The sequence below is a fragment of the Apibacter adventoris genome (assembly GCF_002964965.1).
GTDB classification, from domain to species: Bacteria; Bacteroidota; Bacteroidia; order Flavobacteriales; family Weeksellaceae; genus Apibacter; species Apibacter adventoris.
The window spans coordinates 14,071-35,870 of the sequence record NZ_PSZN01000019.1 but is presented as its reverse complement, the minus strand read 5'-3'; the positions used below and the strand labels follow the sequence as shown (position 1 = coordinate 35,870).

Annotated in this window: 19 protein-coding genes and 1 tRNA gene; 8 read left to right on the top strand and 12 right to left on the bottom strand. The window is 27.7% G+C overall.

Going from position 1 to position 21,800, the window contains the following annotated elements:
• Positions 1 to 13: 13 nt before the first annotated feature.
• The 4 genes from C4S76_RS07800 to C4S76_RS07785 all read right to left on the bottom strand — a co-directional run bounded on the left by C4S76_RS07800 (position 14) and on the right by C4S76_RS07785 (position 2,585).
• A complete protein-coding gene (locus tag C4S76_RS07800; protein ID WP_105193913.1) occupies positions 14 to 760 on the bottom strand; it encodes an electron transfer flavoprotein subunit beta/FixA family protein in 747 nt (248 codons plus the stop codon).
• 154 nt (positions 761 to 914) lie between these two features.
• On the bottom strand, positions 915 to 1,205 hold the full coding sequence (locus C4S76_RS07795) for an ATP-dependent Clp protease adaptor ClpS (RefSeq protein WP_105193912.1): 291 nt from the start codon (positions 1,203 to 1,205) through the stop codon (positions 915 to 917).
• Positions 1,195 to 2,031: a 50S ribosomal protein L11 methyltransferase gene (prmA, locus tag C4S76_RS07790; RefSeq protein ID WP_317045851.1), complete on the bottom strand. Its 837-nt coding sequence runs from the start codon at positions 2,029 to 2,031 to the stop codon at positions 1,195 to 1,197. Before prmA ends, C4S76_RS07795 begins: the two co-directional genes overlap by 11 nt.
• 89 nt (positions 2,032 to 2,120) lie before the next feature.
• Positions 2,121 to 2,585 carry a hypothetical protein gene (locus C4S76_RS07785; protein WP_105193910.1) on the bottom strand — a complete coding sequence of 155 codons (465 nt, stop codon included), beginning with the start codon at positions 2,583 to 2,585 and terminating at the stop codon, positions 2,121 to 2,123.
• A 160-nt stretch (positions 2,586 to 2,745) separates the two neighbouring features.
• Between C4S76_RS07785 and C4S76_RS07780 the strand changes: the two genes are divergently transcribed.
• The 4 genes from C4S76_RS07780 to C4S76_RS07765 all read left to right on the top strand — a co-directional run bounded on the left by C4S76_RS07780 (position 2,746) and on the right by C4S76_RS07765 (position 8,412).
• A complete protein-coding gene (locus C4S76_RS07780) occupies positions 2,746 to 3,360 on the top strand; it encodes a deoxynucleoside kinase (protein ID WP_105193909.1) in 615 nt (204 codons plus the stop codon).
• A 378-nt stretch (positions 3,361 to 3,738) separates the two neighbouring features.
• Positions 3,739 to 6,516, top strand: coding sequence for a TonB-dependent receptor (locus tag C4S76_RS07775; RefSeq protein ID WP_105193908.1), 2,778 nt, complete (start codon positions 3,739 to 3,741; stop codon positions 6,514 to 6,516).
• Between the two features lie 16 nt (positions 6,517 to 6,532).
• Positions 6,533 to 7,228, top strand: a complete 696-nt coding sequence (locus C4S76_RS07770; RefSeq protein WP_105193907.1) for a rhodanese-like domain-containing protein — start codon at positions 6,533 to 6,535, stop codon at positions 7,226 to 7,228.
• A gap of 5 nt (positions 7,229 to 7,233) precedes the next feature.
• Complete coding sequence (locus C4S76_RS07765; RefSeq protein ID WP_105193906.1) at positions 7,234 to 8,412, top strand: carcinine hydrolase/isopenicillin-N N-acyltransferase family protein; 1,179 nt, start codon at positions 7,234 to 7,236, stop codon at positions 8,410 to 8,412.
• A 21-nt stretch (positions 8,413 to 8,433) separates the two neighbouring features.
• Here C4S76_RS07765 and C4S76_RS07760 read toward each other — a convergent pair whose 3' ends face one another.
• The 7 genes from C4S76_RS07760 to C4S76_RS07730 form a co-directional block, all read right to left on the bottom strand.
• Positions 8,434 to 8,958 carry a DUF4442 domain-containing protein gene (locus tag C4S76_RS07760; protein ID WP_105193905.1) on the bottom strand — a complete coding sequence of 175 codons (525 nt, stop codon included), beginning with the start codon at positions 8,956 to 8,958 and terminating at the stop codon, positions 8,434 to 8,436.
• Between the two features lie 74 nt (positions 8,959 to 9,032).
• Positions 9,033 to 9,854, bottom strand: a complete 822-nt coding sequence (locus C4S76_RS07755; RefSeq protein WP_105193904.1) for a hypothetical protein — start codon at positions 9,852 to 9,854, stop codon at positions 9,033 to 9,035.
• A gap of 99 nt (positions 9,855 to 9,953) precedes the next feature.
• A complete protein-coding gene (locus C4S76_RS07750) occupies positions 9,954 to 11,432 on the bottom strand; it encodes a lipopolysaccharide biosynthesis protein (protein ID WP_105193903.1) in 1,479 nt (492 codons plus the stop codon).
• An 18-nt stretch (positions 11,433 to 11,450) separates the two neighbouring features.
• Positions 11,451 to 12,251 (bottom strand): FkbM family methyltransferase, encoded by an 801-nt coding sequence (locus C4S76_RS07745; protein WP_105193902.1) that lies wholly within the window; start codon positions 12,249 to 12,251, stop codon positions 11,451 to 11,453.
• The gene (locus C4S76_RS07740; RefSeq protein ID WP_105193901.1) at positions 12,248 to 13,366 is read right to left on the bottom strand and encodes a hypothetical protein; all 1,119 of its coding nucleotides are present in this window, start codon (positions 13,364 to 13,366) and stop codon (positions 12,248 to 12,250) included. The genes C4S76_RS07745 and C4S76_RS07740 overlap by 4 nt, the downstream gene beginning before the upstream one ends.
• Positions 13,363 to 14,217 carry a glycosyltransferase family 2 protein gene (locus C4S76_RS07735; RefSeq protein WP_105193900.1) on the bottom strand — a complete coding sequence of 285 codons (855 nt, stop codon included), beginning with the start codon at positions 14,215 to 14,217 and terminating at the stop codon, positions 13,363 to 13,365. The genes C4S76_RS07740 and C4S76_RS07735 overlap by 4 nt, the downstream gene beginning before the upstream one ends.
• 43 nt (positions 14,218 to 14,260) lie before the next feature.
• On the bottom strand, positions 14,261 to 15,763 hold the full coding sequence (locus C4S76_RS07730; RefSeq protein WP_105193899.1) for a GH3 auxin-responsive promoter family protein: 1,503 nt from the start codon (positions 15,761 to 15,763) through the stop codon (positions 14,261 to 14,263).
• 165 nt (positions 15,764 to 15,928) lie between these two features.
• Between C4S76_RS07730 and C4S76_RS07725 the strand changes: the two genes are divergently transcribed.
• From C4S76_RS07725 to C4S76_RS07715, 3 genes are all read left to right on the top strand, one after another.
• Positions 15,929 to 19,612 (top strand): glycosyltransferase family 117 protein, encoded by a 3,684-nt coding sequence (locus C4S76_RS07725; RefSeq protein WP_105193898.1) that lies wholly within the window; start codon positions 15,929 to 15,931, stop codon positions 19,610 to 19,612.
• Positions 19,613 to 19,650: 38 nt separating this feature from the next.
• Positions 19,651 to 19,724 (top strand) — tRNA-Arg (locus tag C4S76_RS07720).
• Positions 19,725 to 19,899: 175 nt separating this feature from the next.
• On the top strand, positions 19,900 to 20,832 hold the full coding sequence (locus C4S76_RS07715) for a site-specific integrase (RefSeq protein WP_181044084.1): 933 nt from the start codon (positions 19,900 to 19,902) through the stop codon (positions 20,830 to 20,832).
• On the opposite strand, the gene C4S76_RS07710 is transcribed toward C4S76_RS07715, so the two are convergent.
• Positions 20,833 to 21,087 (bottom strand): hypothetical protein, encoded by a 255-nt coding sequence (locus C4S76_RS07710; RefSeq protein WP_105193896.1) that lies wholly within the window; start codon positions 21,085 to 21,087, stop codon positions 20,833 to 20,835.
• A 93-nt stretch (positions 21,088 to 21,180) separates the two neighbouring features.
• Between C4S76_RS07710 and C4S76_RS07705 the strand changes: the two genes are divergently transcribed.
• Entirely contained in the window at positions 21,181 to 21,480 is a 300-nt protein-coding gene (locus C4S76_RS07705; protein ID WP_105193895.1) for a hypothetical protein, read from the top strand.
• The last annotated feature ends 320 nt before the right edge of the window (positions 21,481 to 21,800 follow it).

Sequence of the window (21,800 nt, the reverse complement as noted above, 5' to 3'; positions counted from 1 at the left end):
CATTTTAAATCTTTTAGATTACTTTAGCCTGCTCATGTAATAATTGAATTAAATCATCTAAATTTTCTTTATCTACAAGAACTACATGAGATCTGGATTTAGGCTTCTCATATTCATCAATCCTAAGTTTTATATCTGAAAATTTAGCTTCTACCACATTTAATGATTTGTTTTTTGCCGCCATAATTCCTCTTATATTAGGAATTTTTAATTGGTTTTCTTCTACCAAACCTTTTTGACCTGCCAATACAACGGGTAAATCTAATGAAATTAATTCTACACCATTTTCTAACTCGCGAGTCACTTTTATGGTTTTATTTTCTATTTCTAATCCTATAACTCCATTTACAAATGGTAAATCTAACTCAGCAGCAACCAGTCCGGGTACCATACCCCCATTATAATCTAAAGATTCTTTTCCTAATAGTATTATATCATAATCTCCCTGTTTTACTATTTCTGCTATTTCTTTAGCCACATTTTGACTATCTATGGGTTCTATATTTACTCGTATTGCATTTTGAGCTCCTATAGCCAAGGCTTTTCGCATTACCGGTTCTACAGATAGATCTCCTACGGTAACAATAGTGACTTCTGCATTTTGTTTTTCCTGTAGATATATAGCTTTACTTAAACAATATTCATCTTGTGGATTAATTACATATTGAATGCCATTTTTATCAAATTTTTTTTTATCCTGAGTGAAATTTATTTTTGATGTAGTATCAGGAACACAACTTATAGCTACTAATATTTTCATTTTTTGTTTTTTTCCAGTCTAATGTAATAAAATTATTATGTATTCATCTTAAAATTTTTAATCTATTTTTGTATTTTCTAGAATTAAAGTCCTATCAAAACAAAAAAATCCTATTTTCAGTGTATAGGATTTTTTTTATATAACATTTATGGATTCAGACAATTTCTGAGGAAAGACCTTTTCTTAATAATGCATTATTTAAAGGAATTAATTTTTCTAATGAGCCTGTTTTTACTTCACATTTCCCTTTATAATGAACTAGAAAAGTACATTGTTGTGCTTGTTCCAATGTATGTTCACAAATTTCAATTAAACACTCTATGACAAAATCGAAGGTATTTACTTCATCATTATGCAATATTATTACATGTGAAGAATCTTCAGATATTAATGTATCATATTCTTCACTCTCTTTCCAATTAGGATAGTTATTGTTACAAATCATGATTTAATAATATTGATATCCAGTTATTTTTTTCCCATTTTTGTTCAAATTTCAGACCATATTTACTAGATTCTACGATTATATCTTCATAATCGTGGTTATAAATTCCACTTACCAATAATTTCCCTTGAGGTTTCAAATATTTACTATAAGTTTTAATATCTTGCAATAAAATATTTTTATTTATGTTTGCTAGTATTACATCGAACATGGTTTCTTCCTTTAATATATTTGCATCTCCTAATCTTACTGTTATCTCTACCAAATTTTTCTGTGCATTTTCAATAGAATTTTCATAAGACCATTCATCAATATCTATAGCTTCTACATATCCAGCTCCTTTCATTTTAGCAAAAATTGCTAGAACCCCTGTTCCACATCCCATATCTAATACTGATTTTCCTTGAAAATCCATTGATAACATAGCATGAAGCATATTATAGGTTGTTTCGTGATGTCCTGTACCAAAAGACATTTTTGGTTGTATAAGTATTTGATAAGGAATAGTATCTTTCTTGGGATGAAAATTAGCATGTAAATATATCTTATTTTCTATGTTTATTGGTGAAAAGTTTTTTTCCCATTCTTCGTTCCAATTAATATCAGGAACATTTTTTCTCTTATATATTATTTGTACATCTGAAGATGACAATATAGGTAACTTTTTCACTTGTTCTTCATTATCTTGATCGGTTTTTACATAGGTTAAAAAACCATCTTCCGTATCAATAAAACTTTCAAAAGGTAATTCTGCTAAATAAGCTATTAATATATCTTTCCAGGGATCTAAAGGTTTAACAATAAATTGATATTCTGTATATTTCATTATAAATTTATTAATAATAAAATTGCAGCAAATATATAATTAATTTATCATAATCAACAGACAGTAAAAGTACTTAATACGAAAATTACTTATATAAATCCTAATACAGTAACATATATAATTAAACTTTCTCCTCGCTCACTTCTAAAAAAACGCTCTACACCTGTTTCTATAGAATATTCATTATTCTCTATATAAGGTAATATTAAATCTCTATCTTCTTTTCTTAGATATCCTATATCATACCTATTTTCATTTAATACCCATATGTTATTTTTTTCCTTTGATAATTCTAATATTACTTCATCATAACTACTCATTTCCATTAATAACATTTGGCGGTTTCTACTTGTCCGTTTTGCTTTTTCATCGGTTCCTAAAACTGTTAATTCAAATTCCTTAACTATCTCTTTCTTTTTGTTATCTACCGATATGTTTTTTTCAGGTAAACTTGTAAATTTTACTTCTTTTGTTATTTTTTTCTTTTTCCTTAAAATAAAAAAAAGAATGAGTAAAAATAAAAATGCCGATACTCCAATAAAAATCTCAATCATACTATTACATAAATATTATATAAATATATAAATTAAATTATATAATTGTGAATTATATAAAAATAATAATTATAAATAGAATTTTAAACATATTAATTAAACATTTATTTCAAATAAGTTTATAGGATGCGTATCTTTACAAAAAATTTAACCTTTAAAAATGCATATTGCTATTACCGGAAATATTGGAGCAGGTAAGACTACTTTAACCAAATTATTAGCTAAATATTATAAATGGACTCCTCAATATGAGGATGCCCGAGATAATCCTTATTTGGATGATTTTTATTATGATATGGCAAAATGGTCTTTTAATCTTCAAATCTATTTTTTAAGTTCTCGATTTAAGCAAATTCAAGAAATTAGAGAAAGTAAAAAAAATATTATTCAAGACCGGACTATTTATGAAGATGTTTATATTTTTGCTGCTAATCTTCATGAAATGGGTTTAATGCAAACTCGCGATTACAAAAACTATCTGAATTTATTTAACTTAATGAAAGATTTTATTCAGCCTCCTGATTTACTTATTTATTTACGGGCTACTATCCCTACTTTAGTTAACCAAATACAAAAAAGAGGTAGAGAGTATGAATCTTCTATAAGCATCGATTACCTTAATCGCTTAAATGAAAAATATGAAACATGGATTAGTAATTATAAAGAAGGCAATTTATTAATTATTGATGTAGATCATACAAATTTTGTTGACAATCAAGAGGATTTAGGAAATATTATTAATCAAGTAGAGGCTAATATACACGGTTTATTTTAAAAAATTATCTATTTTTTCTAAATCACTATTTTTTTATTTTAAACTATTTTAATAAATAGTAAAATAATTTAAACCATTCTTATTTTTTATAAAACTAATTTGATAGAAAGTGAAACATTGTATCAATTATAGTTTTGTATCTACATATAAATACTATATTACTGAATATCAATATTATAAATTATCATATAGAATTAAATCTAATATAGCCTAGTCTTATTCAATTTAAAAGCATATTTCATAGATTTTTAAAATAATAATAAAAAAATTAAATTATTTTTTTTATTATTATTTATTTATATGATAAAAGTCATTATATTTACATGATATTCCTACTAATCCTATAGGAATAACAATCAAATTAATAATTCGCAAACAATGAAATTAAAACTAAACCTGGCTATAGGAGTATTAATTGTCTTATTAACCGATATATACTTATATGCACAACCTAATAAAGAAATTCTTGTTAAAGGTAAAGTAGTAGATGAAAAGGGAATTATATTACCAGAAATAAAAATATCTGTTGAAAATACAAAAGAATATACATATACAGATGAAAATGGAGAATATACATTAAAACTATCTCCGGGAAATTACACAATTACTGCAGAACCCTTAGATGAGGATAAAATTTCTAAAAAAATTATTCTTATAGATGAAGACATTAAAAATCTTGATTTTAAAATTAATTCTCGGCAAATTGTAGATGTGGTCATAACAGGCACTCGTTTTACTTCTCGTACTTTACTAGACTCTCCTACTCCTGTAGATATTATTGATATAAAAAAAGTAGCAGGTAATGGCGCTCAAGTTAGTATTAATCAAATTTTAAATTATGTTGCACCTTCATTTACTTCTACACCTCAATCCTTAGGTGGCAGTACAGATATGACTGATCCGGCATCTTTACGTGGATTGGGTCCAGATCAAGTTTTAGTTTTAGTTAATGGAAAAAGACGTTATAATTCTGCAACTATCAATGTAAACGGGACTTTTGGAAAAGGAACTGTTGGAACAGATATGAATGCAATTCCGGTTTCCTCCATCGATAGAATAGAAATACTTAGAGATGCTGCTGCTGCACAATATGGTAGTGATGCTGTTGCTGGTGTAATTAACATTATTCTTAAAAATACAATAAATAAATTTAGTGCAAGTATTACAGGAGGCGAATATTTAAGTAAAAATATTGCTCAAGATAAAACTTCTCATGATGGTGAAAATGTACAAGTAAACTTAAACTATGGCATACCATTAGGAAAACAAGGAGGTTTTATTAATTTTTCTACAACATTTGATAAAAGAAACTCAACCAATCGTGGAGGAATTTATAATGGTACTATATATAAAGATTTTTCTAGTGGTATAGGTATTGATAAGACAAATGATTTTTTAGCTGCTACTCATACAACAAGAAGAGATTATAGTTTAAAAATAGGACAATCTAAACTATTAAGTGGACAAATAGCTTATAATGCTATACTCCCGGTAAATCCCATCACAGAATTATATTCTTTTGGTATTTTTGGTTATAGGAATAGCATAGCATCACAATTTTATAGATATCCTAATTCTGCCAATAATGTAAATGAAATTTACCCTTTAGGATTTCTTCCTCAAGCAGAAGCCAGCATTTATGACCGATCTGTTGTAGTAGGAATAAAAAGTAAAATATCAGATTGGAAAATTGATATAAGTAATACCTATGGACAAAATGTATTTAATAATAAAACAAAAAATACGGTCAATGCTTCTTTAGAATCTGCTTCACCTACTTCTTTTCAGGGAGGAAAACTAAAATTTATGCAAAATGTTTTTAATATGGATGTTTCACGTGAGTTAGACTGGCTCTCAGGTGTTAACATTGCCTTTGGAGGAGAATACAGATATGAAAGATATCAAATCATTGCCGGAGAGGAAGCGTCTTATGCCAACTATGGGCTAGGCAAATCAATTACCAATAAGGATGGAAGCATATCAATCATTCCTGATATTAATGGTAATATCCCGATAAAGTTTGCTCCCGATGGTAAAACTCCAATAGCAGGAGGAGCTCAAGGAAATGCCGGTTTTTCTCCTGAAAATGCAACAGATTCACATAGAAATTCATTAGCTGGGTATGCAGACTTAGAAATTAATTTTTCATCTTCTTTCCTTATAAATGCAGCTGCCAGATATGAATATTATAATGATTTTGGAAATACTGTAAACGGAAAAATAGCTTTCCGTTATAAAATTCTTCCTAATTTAACATTCCGTGGGTCAGGAAATACGGGGTTTAGGGCACCTTCCTTACAACAAAGATACTATTCTAATACCAGTACTTTATATCTTAATGGTAATATGTATGAAGTTGGAACTTTCACTAATGACAGTAAAATTGCCGGATTGTTAGGAATTCCTAATTTAAAAGCTGAAAAATCTAAAAGTATAAGTGCCGGATTAACCAGCAAATTAGGTCCATTACATATTAGTCTGGATGGATATTTCACTCGCGTAAATGACAGAATTGTATATACAGATTTATTTGGGGGAGATCCTAACGGATCTACGGTTGATCAAGAAATCTATAAAATTCTACAACAAGCTGGGGCTCAAAAAGCTCGATTTTTCGCTAATGCTATTAATACAGAAACTAAAGGTTTAGATGCTGTAATTTCTTACCAAACTAGTTTAGGAAAAGGAAAATTATTTATTGACCTTGCTGGGACTATTTCATATACTCAACAAGTGGGAAATATACATACATCGGAATTATTAAAAGGAAAAGAAAAAATTTATTTTAGTGATGCTAGTAAAATATATATAGAAAATGCTATACCAAATCAAAAATTTAATTTATCATTAACTTATGATATTAGTAAATGGTCATTCTTCGTTAGAAATAATTATTTTGGTGGAGTAACAGAGCCTACATATGTTGAATATCAACAATTTTATAATCCCCGATGGGTTACGGATACTTCTATTAGTTACAAGGTTCTTAAATTCCTTAAAATAACTGTCGGAGCTAATAATTTATTTAATATCTATCCGGAGAAAGTAGCTATAGCTTCAAATAGTAACAATGGACAATTTGTATATTCCAGATATGTCAGCCAATTCGGATTTAACGGACGTTATTTATTTAGTAAAGTAAATTTTGATTTTTAGTAAATTTACAATATAAATGAAACCTATATTACTTTTTATCATCATGATTATCAGTACCTCTCAAATATTAGGACAAAATTCTGAAGCTTTGGAACCAGAAGATTTTTTCAATAAAATGACCAATCCTGACATAGTTATTTTAGATGTAAGAACTCCGGAAGAATTCAATTTGGGACATATTGAAAATGCTATATTAATAGATTATAGAAGTGAAAATTTTCTAAGCCAATTAAAAAAACTAGAACAATCTAAAACCTATCTTATTTATTGTAGATCTGGGGCAAGAAGTATTTCTACATTAGAAATCCTTAAAAGTTTAGGATATAAAAATTTATATGAATTGAATGGTGGGATAACTCAATGGATACGTAAAGGATATTCGCTTGTGGGAGAAAAAGAAGATAAGATTTCTGCGAAAGAATATCAAAAAATACTTTTGTCTTTTCCTATTATTCTTATTGAATTTTATACACCTTGGTGTAGTTCTTGTAACCAAATGGATTTCGAACTAAATGAATTAGAAAAAAATTACAAAGAGAAAATCCAGATAGTTAAAATTAATGCAGATGAAAACAGAAATCTTGTGCAATCTTTCACCAAAAGAGAATTTCCTATTTTAATTGCTTATAAAAATCAGAAAATAGAATGGGAAAAATCCGGTTATATAAAAAAACAAAAACTTATAGAATATATTGAAAACCTTATAAGATAAAATTTATGAAAAAATACGCTATATGGGGAATAGTTTTTATGCTATTTTTGTCTGTACGCTTTCTACATGCTTGTACTACTGCTGTGGTCTCGGGAAAAGCTACTCCAGACGGAAGACCTATTTTATATAAAAACAGAGATACCCAAACTCTTCACAGTCGACTTATTTATTCTACCCAAGGTAAATACTCATTTATTGGAATGGTAAACCCTATGGATATAGAGGAAAAAAGTGTTTTAAATGGACATAACAGTGCCGGATTTGCTATTATAAATTCTGATAGTTATAATATAAACTATCCTGCTCTAAAAGACGAAAAAAGACAAGATGGGGAAATTATGAGACTGGCTTTAGAAACTTGTGCTACTCTTGAAGATTTTGAAAACTTACTTAATCATTTGTCAAAACCTTTACGTTTAAGCTCTAATTTTGGTGTAATTGACGCCAAAGGTGGAGCGGCTTATTATGAAACGAATAATACCGGATTTACTAAATTTGATGCTAATGACCCCATAATAGCTCCTTTTGGTTATATAATACGAACAAATTATTCATTTTCTGGATTGATTAATGAGGGTAAAGGATATAGCCGATATATGCAAGCTCAAGAATTATTATACAATGCTTCTTTAAATAATAATTTAACGCCCAGATTTTTTTTACAGGATGTTTCCAAATGCCTTGTTCATGGGCTAACCAAAGTAAATTTAAACCAATATAAAGAAAAATTTGCCGCTTTTCGAGATTTTATACCCCGTTATTTTACAGCTTCTGCAGTTGTATTTCAAGGAGTAAAAACCAATGAATCTCCTTCATTAACTACGGCTTGGACTATATTGGGAAGTACTTTAGGTTCTGTAACTATTCCATTATGGTTAAATAATAAGCATATTCTTCCTAAAATACTCATAGCAGATAAACAACAAAAAACTTTAATGGACGAATGGGCCAGCTGTATTAAGAAAAAACTTTTCCCTATTGAAAGAGGAGAAGGTAATGACTATATAAATGTAGAAGAATTACTTAAAATTTTGCCTAAGATTTATGTTACAGAAAACAATATATTCAAGAAATCTGAAAAATATCTTGATTTATGGAGAAAAAATGGAAGATTAAATGAAAAAGAAATAACCGATTTTTATCAATGGATCGATGATTATGTTCCCCAATTATATTTAGAATAACCCTACTATAAATTAAAAAATTTAGTTCATAGAAATATGGGGGGTATTTATTTTTCGATTGTAAAAAAATTTGTCTGCTATGTAAATTTTTTTTTCAAGAAAACAAAATATACCTCCGTTTTTATCTGTAATTGATAATTTTTTATCCCAGACTATTTCTCCATTTTTTCTTATTCCACTTTTTATATTGTCTATTTCTTCTTTTGAAAAAATAAAGGAAGCATAGGCATTTTCTTTGGCTGGCCTAATATAATGTATGCTGGAATATTTGTCCCATATTATATAACTATCTCCTAAAATTTTAATTAACTGCATCATGTAAATAGGATCAGTTGCTGAAAACAAACTACCCCCGAATATGGAATCTGCATAATTTTTATTTTTATAAGAAAGAGGAATTTCTATGTTAATTGTATCTAAATTTTTAGATACATATTTAATTTTACCTGTAGAACGTCTATACATAGGAGATATGCTGAAAAAATATTTATAAACTGTTGCGGGAGTAAAAATTTTATAAAGAATTTTAGCTATTTTTTTATACATCTTATCAAATATTTAGCTTTTTAAATATATGATTTTAATAACAACGATAAATCAAATTTTTATTTAAGCTTTTCTTAATTTTTAAAATAAGTCTTTCCTACCTTAGGTGATGTGGGAATAGTATTTTGTTTAAGTGCTTTAAAGGTTAAAACATTTTTATCAAAAACATTTAAAATTTGGAAATAATTATTATGATCATAAAAAAACTTAATATTATAATTTAGATATGTATATAATATAAATTCATCTATTTCATGTTTTTCAAGTCCTAATCCTATAAAATATTGATCTCCAAAATATTCTCTTATATTTCTTATTATTTTTATTTGATTTTCATAGGTTTGCAATCTCTCTCGTTTTTTACCATCTCCAGTAAGCATATCAATAATACTTTCAATACTAATTTTCATATTCGATAACTTAGCTGCTTCTGTATCTACATCTGTACTACCATCTAATTTTTTATACGGAGTCAAATCGCCCAATTTCGCTAATAATTCATTAGTTTTATTCATCATAGGTATCCTCTTTACATCAAGTTCAATACTACCATAAGTTTTAAAGGGCGTAACATATATTTCAGGTATTTCCTTTTCTTTTACATTTAAATGTATGAATATTGCCTGGTTTTTATCCATTAGAGGAGTGACAATAAGTGTACGATTTTCAATATTATAAGATTGAAATATAATTTCGTCTCCTTGACGTGCCGGCAAGCTAAAGTTACCTACTATATCGGTAATTGTTGTATAATGGGTTGTCTGATTTTTTACATAAATTCCAGATATAGACTCTTGAGAATCATTAATATATACCTTCCCTTCCAGAATTTTTCTTTCTTGAGAAGATAATAAAAAACACAAATTACATAATATACAACAATAAATAAGTTTCATTAATAATACATTTCTATAAACAAAAATACATTAAAATATGATTGATAGTTAGATTATTCATTTAATACTCTTTTAAATGATTGATAAAATATATTACTTTTATTTACCTGTTAAAAAATTTTTAAAATTGGTCTTGAATATTTGTTGTAAAGGAATAAATTTAAACCCAAAGTTTGATATAAAAAATATGCAAAGGACTATAGAAGGTTTTAGAATAAGATTACATAAATTATTAGTAAAATCAGGCACTGTATAAGCAATTAATACACTAACAACACCAGTAAGAAGAATAGGAATAAATATTTTTGTAAAAGGCTGTATTCCAAATTTTTTATAATTAAAGATTACTTTAACTATATTAAAAATAGTAAGGGAGATAGCTGTTGCCAAAGATACACCCTCTATCCCTAAATGAAAATGAACAATAAAAATCCAATTTGATATTATGGTTAATACCGCTAGTAAAAGCATTGCATATATATTAAATCTGTAGTATTTTGAATAATTAATAATTTGGCTGTTAAATCCGGTTGCTAAATCAAAAAGGGTTGCAAATCCTAAAATATATACCACAGATTTAGCGTTTATCAAATCTTGCCCATTTTTCATTAAGTGAAATAGATAATCCATTCCTGAAAATATACAGGACAATAATATTGTACCAAAAAGAAATAGAAATCTTGAAATTTTTTGATAAAATTCCCTTAATTCTTCCCATTTGTGGGTTTCAAGTTTTTCTACAATAATAGGTCCTGATATAGCAAATACCCCTAATAACGGAACTGATAAGAAGCCTACAATTGATATAAGTATTGAATATACTCCATTTTGTTTATAATCTATCAATTCTGCTATCATTATATTATCAATTTTAAGAGCTAACTGATTTCCTAAATTTCCCAAAACTGCAAAAAGACAAAAGTAAAATAATTCTGATTTGAATTCTTTATCTTTTAAAATACTTAAAGTGCCACTTTTTTTATCTTTATTTAAGTGAAAAAAATAGTATATAATTCCAATCAAACCAAAAGCAAAAAAAAGAATAAAAATATATAATGAAATTTTATGAGAGATTCCTAAATATACACAGAAAATAAAAGCAATTAACGAACCTAATTTTGGAAAAAAATTTTCAAATATTCCAGTGATAGCCACTCTTTTAAAATTAGATATATATCTGGCAAATAATTGTGTCAAAGCTAAAATAAGTACTGTAGGCATTATATAATACCGCATTTTCCAATAATTAGTATCTCTTACTAATGGGATAGTGTATGCTAAAATTAGATAAATAAGTAAACTGAAAATAAAATTGCAAAATATAAATTTCACAGAAAATTCTAAAAAATCAATTTGTTGATTTTGAACTTTAAACTTTTGATGAAACCTTATGTTTGCAAAACTTAATCCAAAAACTACAAAAGGATATATTAATTCAGCAGCTGGTTGTATAAATCGTAACTGTCCTAAAAATTGAGTATTTGTGGGATATATAAAAATAGTTGAAAAAGTACCCAATAAAAAACTAAGATAACTTATAATACTGTATTTAATTCCTTGCCTTGCTACTATTCCCATACTTTGTTTTTAATAGCTTCAAATTGAATTAGGCAAAAATATAAAATTATTAATATACATTTCTTTATTTTTAATATTAGTAATTTCCTGATAAATTAGCGTATCTTGCTTTAATTTGATTAAATCGAACGTTTCCCTATCTAAATAATACGGTGTATAATTTAAATTTAATATAGGTTGTATAATATTCCAAAGTTTATCTTTATGGTGTCTTTCTTCTACTTCTATCAATAGTATAGGCCTAAATTTTCTTATTGTATTCGCTCCTCCTTTAATTACATTAATTTCTGCACCTTCTACATCTATTTTTATTAATGAAATTTTGGATATTTGTTTTTCTTCAACAAACCAATCCAACGTATTGGCCTGCACATCATATATTTTATTAGAGGTTTCATCTTCTTCTATATAATCTATCTTCAAAGTACCTCTGCCTGTAGACTCTCTATTTCCCACCATCGGAACTTTAAATTTTAAAATTCCTTGCGTATCTGTTAAAGCGATATTATAAACATTTATATTGGGAAATAAATACTTGATTCTTTTATATAAAGCTGGTTGAGGTTCAAAACCGTAAATATTTTTATCAGTAATAAATTTTTCTGCAAAGTATAGATATGATCCCATATTTACCCCTACATCCAAAAAAATACTATCTTGTTGTAGATATTTTGTAAGAAGTAAAAATTCAAATTCTACATTTCTTTTTCTGATATTATATTGATTTAAATTATTCAACTTTTTAAAAAACCTTTTTTTATATAGAGCCGGCCAATATTTATAAGCCCACTTTATAGCTGTATTTCTAAAACTATTCATGCTGTTTTAACATTTTTTATCAGGTTGAGTAATTTTTTTTTCGAATTTTCTTTAGTAAATATTTCTATTTTATCAGATAACTCTTGATGATAGTATATGTACTTTTCATATGTAAGGTTTTCCAAAATAGTACAAAGATTATTTTTATTCTTATAATACAAACATGTCCAATTTTGAATCTTATAATAATCAGGAAATATTCCTATTTTCCCATAATAAATACAATCACCTTCATTACCACTAGCTTTAGTCTTTCCGTATATTTCTGGTTGTAAATAAAATTGAGTTTCTTTTAGTATCGGGCATAAGACAAAATGAGCCTGTTGCATTTGCTTTATAAAATCATCTTGAGGAATTCTTTGTGTATAATATTCTATTTTAACATTCGGATGCAGTATAGATTTTTTTAATTTTTCCAATTTTTGGATCATTCTATGCCCTTCCGGTTTACCTAAAAATATAAATCTAAGTTTTTCTTGAGGTCTAATTTTCAAAATTAGATCAAATATCAAAGAATAGTTTCTACGATTACAAGAAACATTACCCGGTATAACAATTTTAATTTCATATGTATTTTTTAAAAGTGAAAAAAAAGAATTATAATGGAGTGGGATTACAAAATTATGTATTCCTTCTCTTTTATTATTAAATGCTACATTTGCATTCAAATAGCCATATCCCCAAGCTTTATTTATAATATCTTTAGTCTGATATATTTTTTCTCTAAATATAATTTTTAAATAATAATAAATTAGATTTATATTTTTCACTTTTCTTAAATATTTCCATTGAGGGGCAATGGAATGAAAATAAAAGTTACTGTTATGAACAAGAAGTAAAACATTTCCATGAATAAAAATAGATGTAAATTTATCAAAATTACGATGTAAAGTATTGAAGATAACCACATCATAAGACATTAATTCATGAATATTTTCTGATATATTATCTATTTTAATAATTTGTTTTTTATTTAACGGTATTTCTGAAATATGCTGGGCTATAGCAGAGGTAATAAAGAATTTATAATCTAATTCTTTCACATCTTTCAACAATTCCTCCCATAGGTATAATAAATGAGAATGAGTTTCAAATTCCAGAATAGCTAATCTCATAATTTTAATTTTTTCAACATTTCATTCCATCTGTATTTTCGTATATACGAAATTTCTTTTTGAGATATTTTACGAAGTTCTTTATTCTTTTCCATAGTAAGAAAAGTTGAGAATGATGTAAAAAAATTTTTTAAAGAATGATCTTTCCATGAAGCTTTCGCACAAGAAATAAAAGCAAGTTTTTTATCTAAACCTATGTTATAAAAATACCTTCCTCTTTTTTCTGCTTTTGTATCATTATAAACATAAGCAGTCGGTTTTAATAACTTTACCCAAATTGTTTGTATAACTTTGACTTCCCACCCATACATACGACTTAACAACACATCTAAATTATCCCAACCTAAAGTTTCCCTTAATCCACCAATATCGTTAAAACATTCCTTACGATAGGTTTTTATAGCTCCTCTTATATGATTTTTATTGGCTACATTTTCATGTATCCAATTTCCATTTTTTTCAATGTATACTAATCCTCCCACCATTCCTATCTTTGGATTTTTTTGTAATTCCGAGATCATAGTTTCATAATAATTCGCAGGTAATATTATATCTGAATCTAATTTAGCTATTACGTCAAAATCTTTCCAATTTTTAGATTTTAATCCTTCATAAAAAGTCTTGACAACTTTTGCGCCTGGATTATGCTCTGATTTGTGAGTAAGGTTTACAAACGTAAAATTTGTTTTGTTTTTACAAAAAGATTCTATAATGGATAAAGAATTATCTGTAGATGCATCATTCACAATTACCCATTCTATATCTTTATAAGTTTGGGCTGCAAAAGAAATTAAGCATTCCTCTAAATGCTGTTCTTCATTATATACGGGGATAATTACTAAAAGTCTCAATAAATTTAATTATTTTTTCAAAAAAATATAGATTAATTTTAAATTATGGTTTCTTTAGATATTTTTCCAATACATCGGCAATTTTACGATCATTAGATAAACGTGGAAGTTTATTTTGTCCTCCCAACTTTCCTATTTCCTTCATATAATCATTAAATCCATTTTTTCGTACTACAGATATTTTTAAGGGTCTCAAAATACCTCCTGAAATTAAATCATCATAATAAGTATTTCTTTTTCTTAAAGCCTTATCTAATTCTAAAGAAAAAGCATGAATATTATCGGGCACCCTTTCAAATTCAATAAACCATTCATGATAAGGCAACCCTTGAGAGGGATTAACTTCTGGAGCCAATGTAAACTCTTGAATCAGTATATGATTTTTTTCTGATATTTCTTTTAATGCTCCTTCAACTTCATAAGAAATTACATGTTCTCCAAAGGCAGAAGTATAATGTTGAGTTCTTCCTGAAACAATAATTTTAAAAGGTTTTTTATTGACAAATCTTACCGTATCTCCTATCTGATAAGACCATAATCCGGCATTTGTAGTTAAAACTATTGAATAATCTTTATTTAATTCTATTTCTTCTATAGTTAAGCGTTTCGGTTGTTTTTTATGAATTTCTTCCATAGGTATAAATTCATAAAAAATTCCATGATTAAGCATAAGCAATAATTCATTTGTATCTACATCATCTTGAAAAGCAATAAAACCTTCTGAAGCAGGATAGGTCTGTACAATATCAATTTTACGTCCTATAAGTTCTTCCATTTTTTCTTCATAGGGTTTATAATTAACCCCTCCTGTTACCAATAATTGCAGGTTTGGAAATGTTTGTATTATATTCTTTCCGGATTTTTCAATTAATTTTTCATAATACATTACTAACCATGGAGGTATGCCACTTATTAACGTCATATTCTGATGGATAGTTTCATCTATAATACAATCTATTTTAGCCTCCCAATCTTCCATGCAATTGGTTTTCCAAGAAGGTAATCTATTACTTTGAAGATATTTAGGCACAAAATGAGCCGAAATCCCAGATAATCTTCCTACTTTAATTCCATGAATATCATCCAATTTAGGGCTTCCCTGCAAAAAAATCATTTTACCATTTACGAAATCAGAATTTTTTCTTTTATTAATATAATGGAACAAGGCACTTTTAGCACCCTCAATATGAAAAGGCATGGAATCTTTTGTTATAGGAATATATTTAATCCCTGAAGTAGTACCGGAAGTTTTTGCTAAATACAAGGGCTTTCCCGGCCACAATACGTCTTTTTCCCCTTCCTTTATTTTATCAATGTATAATCTTAACTTTTCATAATCAAAAACCGGTACTTGTTCCTGATAATCTTTGATTGTTTGTATCTGTGAAAAATTATATTCTTTGCCAAAGTGTGTATTTTCCGCCGTTTTAATCAGTTTTTGAAACCATATATTTTGAATTTCAATTGGCCTATTTTTCCATTTTTCTTGTTGTTTACAATGATTAAAAGCCCACCATAATGCTATCTTTTTTTTAATAAATCCCATTTTTTACTAATCCGGTTTGTTGTGAACAAATATCGGAATTTAATTTAATGTTTTTTTATCTGCTTGGAATTTTATATTATTAATTATTCTTTTTAGATTCTACATATTTCTACTTACTTAAAAATAATATTATTAGTATATTCGCAAATTATAATTTAGGGTAAAATGAAATTAAATTACAATAAACTAAACAATCTGACAGGCTGGTTTGTATTCCTTATAGCTGCAATAACTTACTTAGCTACTATAGAACCTAATTTTAGTTTTTGGGACTGTGGTGAATACATTTCATCTGCAGTTAAATTAGAAGTCACCCATTCTCCCGGTGCAGTATTTTTTCAGATACTAGGAGCTGTATGGGCTCTTTTTGCCTTAGGAGACGAAACTAAATATTCGTTGGTTATTAATGCCATGTCTGCCATAATGAGTGCTTTTACCATTTTATTTTTATTTTGGACCATTACACATTTTGCCAGAAAGACCTTATTTACACGCACTGAACCAAAAGAATATACTAATTATCAAAAAATTATTATTCTCTTAAGTGGGGCTGTAGGAGCTTTAACCTTCACATTTACCGACACTTTTTGGTTTTCTGCAGTTGAAGGAGAAGTTTATGCTGCGGCTTCCTGTTTCACAGCTTTACTATTATGGTTGATATGCAAATGGGAGAATGATTTTGATAATTCCCGATCTAATAGATGGCTCGTGTTAATTTCTTTAATTATAGGATTATCTGTAGGAGTGCATTTAATGGTAATCTTAGTGATTCCAACTTTAGGCTATATTTATTATACCAAAAAATATAAATTTACCTGGAAAAATTTTATAATTGCCAGCTTAATAATCGGAGGAGTCTTTTTATTGGTTTTCAAAATTATTTTTCCTCTTACCATGACCTTTTTTGGCAAATCTGAAATATTTTTTGTGAATGATCTGCAAATGCCTTTTAACAGCGGGTCTATATTTGCATTTATTGTAATTGTTGCAATATTTTATTTTTCATTGAAATATACTATTAAAAAAGGATATACTATTGCTAATACTGTTTTACTTTCCATACTTTTCATGCTAATAGGATTTTCTAGCTGGGTAGTTTTACCCATAAGAGCCAATGCAAATCCACCAATAAATTTAAATGATCCTGATAATGCTATCGGTATGTTAGATTACTATAATCGTGCACAATATGGAGACTGGCCAGTATTTTATGGCCCCAATTATACCGCTTATCTTGATAACAACGGAATATTATACGATGATAACGGAAGTGCTATCATGGTAGATAATGGTCCTATTTATGAAAAAGATGAAAAAACCGGAAGATATATTGTTACAGGAAGAAGACAAAATTATAAATTCAACCCAGCCCAAATTAGTATTTTACCACGGATGTTTAAACCCAGTGATGACATTATGCAAAATTATGGTTTAATGGAAGGATTCCCTGATTTTGATGCAGATCCTGATTATGTGAAAAATGCAGCAAATGGGCACATTGAAGAATATCTACGCCAAAATAACCTAATTAATCTCCCTCAGGAGCAATTAGAACCTTTATATCAGCAACTTTATGATAAAATAGCGCCTGAGGTTAGTAAATATCAGGAGAAAACTTTAGATTCTCTTAGATATGCTAAAAATAAAGGTACCATAAATATTTCTTCTTATAAAAAATTTAATGACCTTATGGTCATAAAAAAACCTACATTGTGGCAAAATTTTAATTTTATGATGACTTACCAAATGGGGTATATGTTTATAAGATACTTCCTTTGGAATTTTTCAGGAAAACAAAATGATATTCAGGGAAATTATGAAAACACGAAAGGAAACTGGATTACCGGTTTTAAATTTTGGGATAATGCTCGTCTAGGGAATCAGGAACAACTACCTGCAGCATATAAAAATAAAGGCACCAATGTATATTACTGTCTTCCATTGTTATTAGGTCTCATCGGATTTTTCTTTCAGCTAAATCGAGATACGGGAAGAAATTTTGCTCTTATTGTTTTATTTTTACTTACAGGAGCCGGTATTATTTTATATACGAGCGTAAGTCCATTTGAGCCAAGAGAAAGAGATTATGCTTTGGTTACTTCTTTTTATACTTTTGCTATCTGGATAGGTTTAGGGGTAACCGCAATAATGTATTTACTTACTGAACTAAAACTTGAGAAAACAAGTATCATTACCGGTTTTGCTACTTTAGCTATTCCTGTTTTAGTAGGATTTCAAAACTGGGATGATCATGACCGTAGCAGGAGGTACACGGCTTACGACTTTTCAAAAAGTTATTTACAAGATTTAGATAAAAATAATCCTATTCTCTTTGTATTCGGAGATAATGATACATATCCGTTATGGGCCTTACAGGAAACAGAAGAATTTAGATCTGATGCTAAAGTTGTTAATTTTACTTTACTGGGAACTGCTTGGTATATTGATCAGGTTTTAAGAAAAACTTATAAAGCCCCAGGGCTTCCTTCATCTTTATCTCATGAAGAATATAGAGATGGAGTAAATGATCAGGTCATTTTAATGAATCCAAATTTATGGAAACAACTTTTTGCTAGTTGGGGAGATCATGTACCTGCCGATTATATCCAATTAAAAAAATTTGCTACACAGGATAGTATTTCTGCTAAAGAAGCTATACAATTTCTTAAAAATAAAAATGTACAAAATCTTTTGAGGGATTTTTATTATTCTCCTGAGAAAAAAGATATGGTAAAAAACATAGGTTTTTTACCTGTTAAGAAAATATATATACCGGTAAATAAACAAAATGCTTTAAAATATGGGATTGTAAAACCTGAAGATGCTAATCTTATTGTTAACAACCTTACTATAGAAATCAAACAGGGAGCTTTAAACAAAGATGGCTTGGCTATGATTAATTTATTTTCAAATTATAATTGGGATCGATCTATATATTTTAGTTCAGGAGGTACATATTCATCTGCAAATTTAATGTACACAGATAATTATTTGGAATTTCAGGGATTAGTATCCAAACTGGTACCAATTTACACTCCTGAAAATGAAACCGGAGAACAAGGAAGAATTAATCCTAATACTTTATATCACTTAGTTATGGATTACAAATTTGGTAACTTAAAAGATTCTAAGGCTTATTTTGATGAAACTTGTAGAAGTAATATTTTAAATTATAGAATGGCTTGTGGTAGAGCTGCTATTGCTCTAGCAAAAGCAGGCGATAAAAAAAGAGCCTATGATGTATTACAACTGATTAACAAAGAAATCCCTTTGAATTTATATCCGGGAACCCCTTCATTCAATACTATCATCAGTGCATATTTTTATATAGGTAAAGAAACAGAAGGTTTAAAATTAGCTGAAATATATAAAGATCAGGTACTAAATGAGCTAAACTACTATTTATCCCTATCCTCCGATGATCACTTTACTAAGCTTTTGAAAAACTATGCTTACATAATTGCAAATTTATTTAAAACACATAAAAACCAGGCACTTTCTCCTTTCTCCGATGATCCATTCCAAAATAAACAAACTTTTGTTACCGATGACATGGCTAAACTTTCGCAATACTATGCTTACATAACTGCAAATATAGTTAATACTTATATAGATTTAGATCAAAAGGACAAAGCTATAGCTTATATTACCGAATCATTTAAACCTTTTGATAAACGTTTAAAATCAGTCGAAATGTTAGGGGAAAATATAGCAAAAGAACATAGTGCTTCTATAGAAAATCTTATGTATTCTTACGGGCAGATGTTACAAATTTTATATCCTCTAGATTCTGTTTATGGACAGGAAAAAGCTGAAGAAATTTCATCAATTATGATGAAATTAAAATAATTTATAATTACTTTTGCATTTTGAAAAAACAAAATGTAGGCCGCGTAGTTCAACTGGATAGAATATCAGATTTCGGCTCTGAGGGTTGAGGGTTCGAATCCTTCCGCGGTCACTGAGCTAGTAGGTAGAAACTTCAAAATAAAATTTAAAAGCATTTATAAACCACTGAAAGAGTGGTATATAAATGCTTTTTTTTGTTTATTATATTTAATTGAAATAATATGGAAAATAATCAAATTTTACAACTTTATGACACAATATGTGACACAAAAAAAATGTTTGTGCCAATGAATACAAAATTTATCGTTCGGAATTATAAAAATCAGAAAGGATTGAGCCTGATGTATCTATCTATTACTCAAAAAGGCATTAGAAGAAGATTGTCTTTAGATATTAGAATAGAGCCTAATAAATTTGATCCTATTTCTCAGAAAGTAATTATTAAAGATAAAGTAGATAAAGATATCCAACTTATCTTGGATAATATTGCAGCTAAAATTACTAATATCAAAACTTATTACCGTTTAGCTGACCAAGTTTTAACGGTAGATAAATTAGTTGAAGAATTAAAAAACAATGTTCCTAGAGGCGAATTCATTTCTTTTTTTCAATATGAATTAAATAAAGATAAAATATTATTGAAACCAGGTACTTTTAAAAGACACCAAAGTATTCTTAACAATTTGAAAAAATATAAAAATGAAATTTACTTTACAGATATTAATGTCAATTTTATTTCAGATTATAAAAGATATTTTATAAAAACAGGTAGAAGCCTAAATACTTATTATTCTAATCTTAAAATTATCAAAAAATATTTAAAAAGAGCTTTAAAATCTGGTATCAATCTTTTAATTGACTTAGATGATATTAAAGTAAAAAATATTCGTTCAAATCGTGTTGCCCTTAGTACTGAAGAATTAAAGTTACTTTATAATTATTATTTTTCTGAATTTATCAATCCTGGGCAAAAAATTCCACTTGGTACATTCCTTTTCTCTTGTTATACTGGACTGAGAATTTCTGATATTCAAAAAATAACTAGAGAGCAAGTTTTTTCGGGCTTATTAGAATTTATACCTGTAAAAACTGAAACAAATAAACCTTATATACATCGTTTAAAAATTAATGAAAAAGCCATATCTATTATAAATCACACTCCTGATCTTTTAGTTAATAGATTGTCAGAACAATATATAAATCTTTCATATGATAAATAATTAAAAATTTTTCCTTAAAGTATTTTCAATAGAAGCAAGAAGTAACTTATGCTCTTTTTCTACATTGATAAGAGCTTGGAAAATAAAAACATTTCCCCTCCTTCGTGCTTTCACACTATATATAGTACTATCTTGAAAAGAAAAACCTTGTTTCTTTAAAATTTCCTGAGCTTTCTCACAATAATTTCTAGGAAGAAAATCAAAATTATGCGAATGCATTTTTGTGAGTGTTGTTTTATTTTTTACTTTTGTCATGTCTTTGTACTAAAAATTGTAATTCTAGCGCAAAATTACACAATATATTATAATTAAACAAACATTATTTACAATATTTCGTAATCATTTTTTATGGAAATAGGTGAGAAAATAAAAAAATTACTGAAAGACAATAAGTTATCTCTTAGAGAATTTTGTATTAAAAATGATCTTATTTACACAACCGTTACTTTCCAATTAAATAAAAATAATCCTGGATATGATATTTTAGAAAAATTATATAGATCTTTTCCAACTATTGATAGTAAGTGGTTATTTGGAAATACAGAAGAAAAAAAAGAAGAAGAAAATACTGTTAAAAATAATGAACAGATAATTGATGAAGTAATACAAAAAATGAAAGACTTAAAGAAAAATCTGACACAAAGTTGACACCATTTTTTATGTAAATATCCCATTAAGTGTATATAAACATTTTCAAACCGATCCTTCCGCGGTCACAGTGCTCTAAATCCACTCCTATAATAGGTTTTAGATTTTTTTACTAAATCACTTCAAATGTGTAATTACTGAAAACGACAATGTAAATTACACATGATAACAAAAACAAAATTTGGGTGCTCATACTCTAAAATTTAGATAAGCCCAACAGATTGGAAATCGTCCAAGAAGAAAAATCTAACTGCTAACTAATATGTAGAATGATTTTCTTGATCTTTCATTCATATAAATTAAGGGTAAAAGGACATCGT

Bases quoted from the DNA above. Each gene is read 5' to 3' on its own strand.
- C4S76_RS07715 (WP_181044084.1), top strand. From the start codon at position 19,900: ATGAATACAAAATTTATCGTTCGGAATTATAAAAATCAGAAAGGATTG.
- C4S76_RS07770 (WP_105193907.1), top strand. From the start codon at position 6,533: ATGAAACCTATATTACTTTTTATCATCATGATTATCAGTACCTCTCAA.
- C4S76_RS07755 (WP_105193904.1), bottom strand. From the start codon at position 9,854: ATGAAACTTATTTATTGTTGTATATTATGTAATTTGTGTTTTTTATTA.
- C4S76_RS07765 (WP_105193906.1), top strand. From the start codon at position 7,234: ATGAAAAAATACGCTATATGGGGAATAGTTTTTATGCTATTTTTGTCT.
- prmA (WP_317045851.1), bottom strand. From the start codon at position 2,031: ATGAAATATACAGAATATCAATTTATTGTTAAACCTTTAGATCCCTGG.
- C4S76_RS07785 (WP_105193910.1), bottom strand. From the start codon at position 2,585: ATGATTGAGATTTTTATTGGAGTATCGGCATTTTTATTTTTACTCATT.
- C4S76_RS07795 (WP_105193912.1), bottom strand. From the start codon at position 1,205: ATGATTTGTAACAATAACTATCCTAATTGGAAAGAGAGTGAAGAATAT.
- C4S76_RS07760 (WP_105193905.1), bottom strand. From the start codon at position 8,958: ATGTATAAAAAAATAGCTAAAATTCTTTATAAAATTTTTACTCCCGCA.
- C4S76_RS07740 (WP_105193901.1), bottom strand. From the start codon at position 13,366: ATGAGATTAGCTATTCTGGAATTTGAAACTCATTCTCATTTATTATAC.
- C4S76_RS07710 (WP_105193896.1), bottom strand. From the start codon at position 21,087: ATGACAAAAGTAAAAAATAAAACAACACTCACAAAAATGCATTCGCAT.
- C4S76_RS07775 (WP_105193908.1), top strand. From the start codon at position 3,739: ATGAAATTAAAACTAAACCTGGCTATAGGAGTATTAATTGTCTTATTA.
- C4S76_RS07730 (WP_105193899.1), bottom strand. From the start codon at position 15,763: ATGGGATTTATTAAAAAAAAGATAGCATTATGGTGGGCTTTTAATCAT.
- C4S76_RS07750 (WP_105193903.1), bottom strand. From the start codon at position 11,432: ATGGGAATAGTAGCAAGGCAAGGAATTAAATACAGTATTATAAGTTAT.
- C4S76_RS07800 (WP_105193913.1), bottom strand. From the start codon at position 760: ATGAAAATATTAGTAGCTATAAGTTGTGTTCCTGATACTACATCAAAA.
- C4S76_RS07725 (WP_105193898.1), top strand. From the start codon at position 15,929: ATGAAATTAAATTACAATAAACTAAACAATCTGACAGGCTGGTTTGTA.
- C4S76_RS07745 (WP_105193902.1), bottom strand. From the start codon at position 12,251: ATGAATAGTTTTAGAAATACAGCTATAAAGTGGGCTTATAAATATTGG.
- C4S76_RS07705 (WP_105193895.1), top strand. From the start codon at position 21,181: ATGGAAATAGGTGAGAAAATAAAAAAATTACTGAAAGACAATAAGTTA.
- C4S76_RS07780 (WP_105193909.1), top strand. From the start codon at position 2,746: ATGCATATTGCTATTACCGGAAATATTGGAGCAGGTAAGACTACTTTA.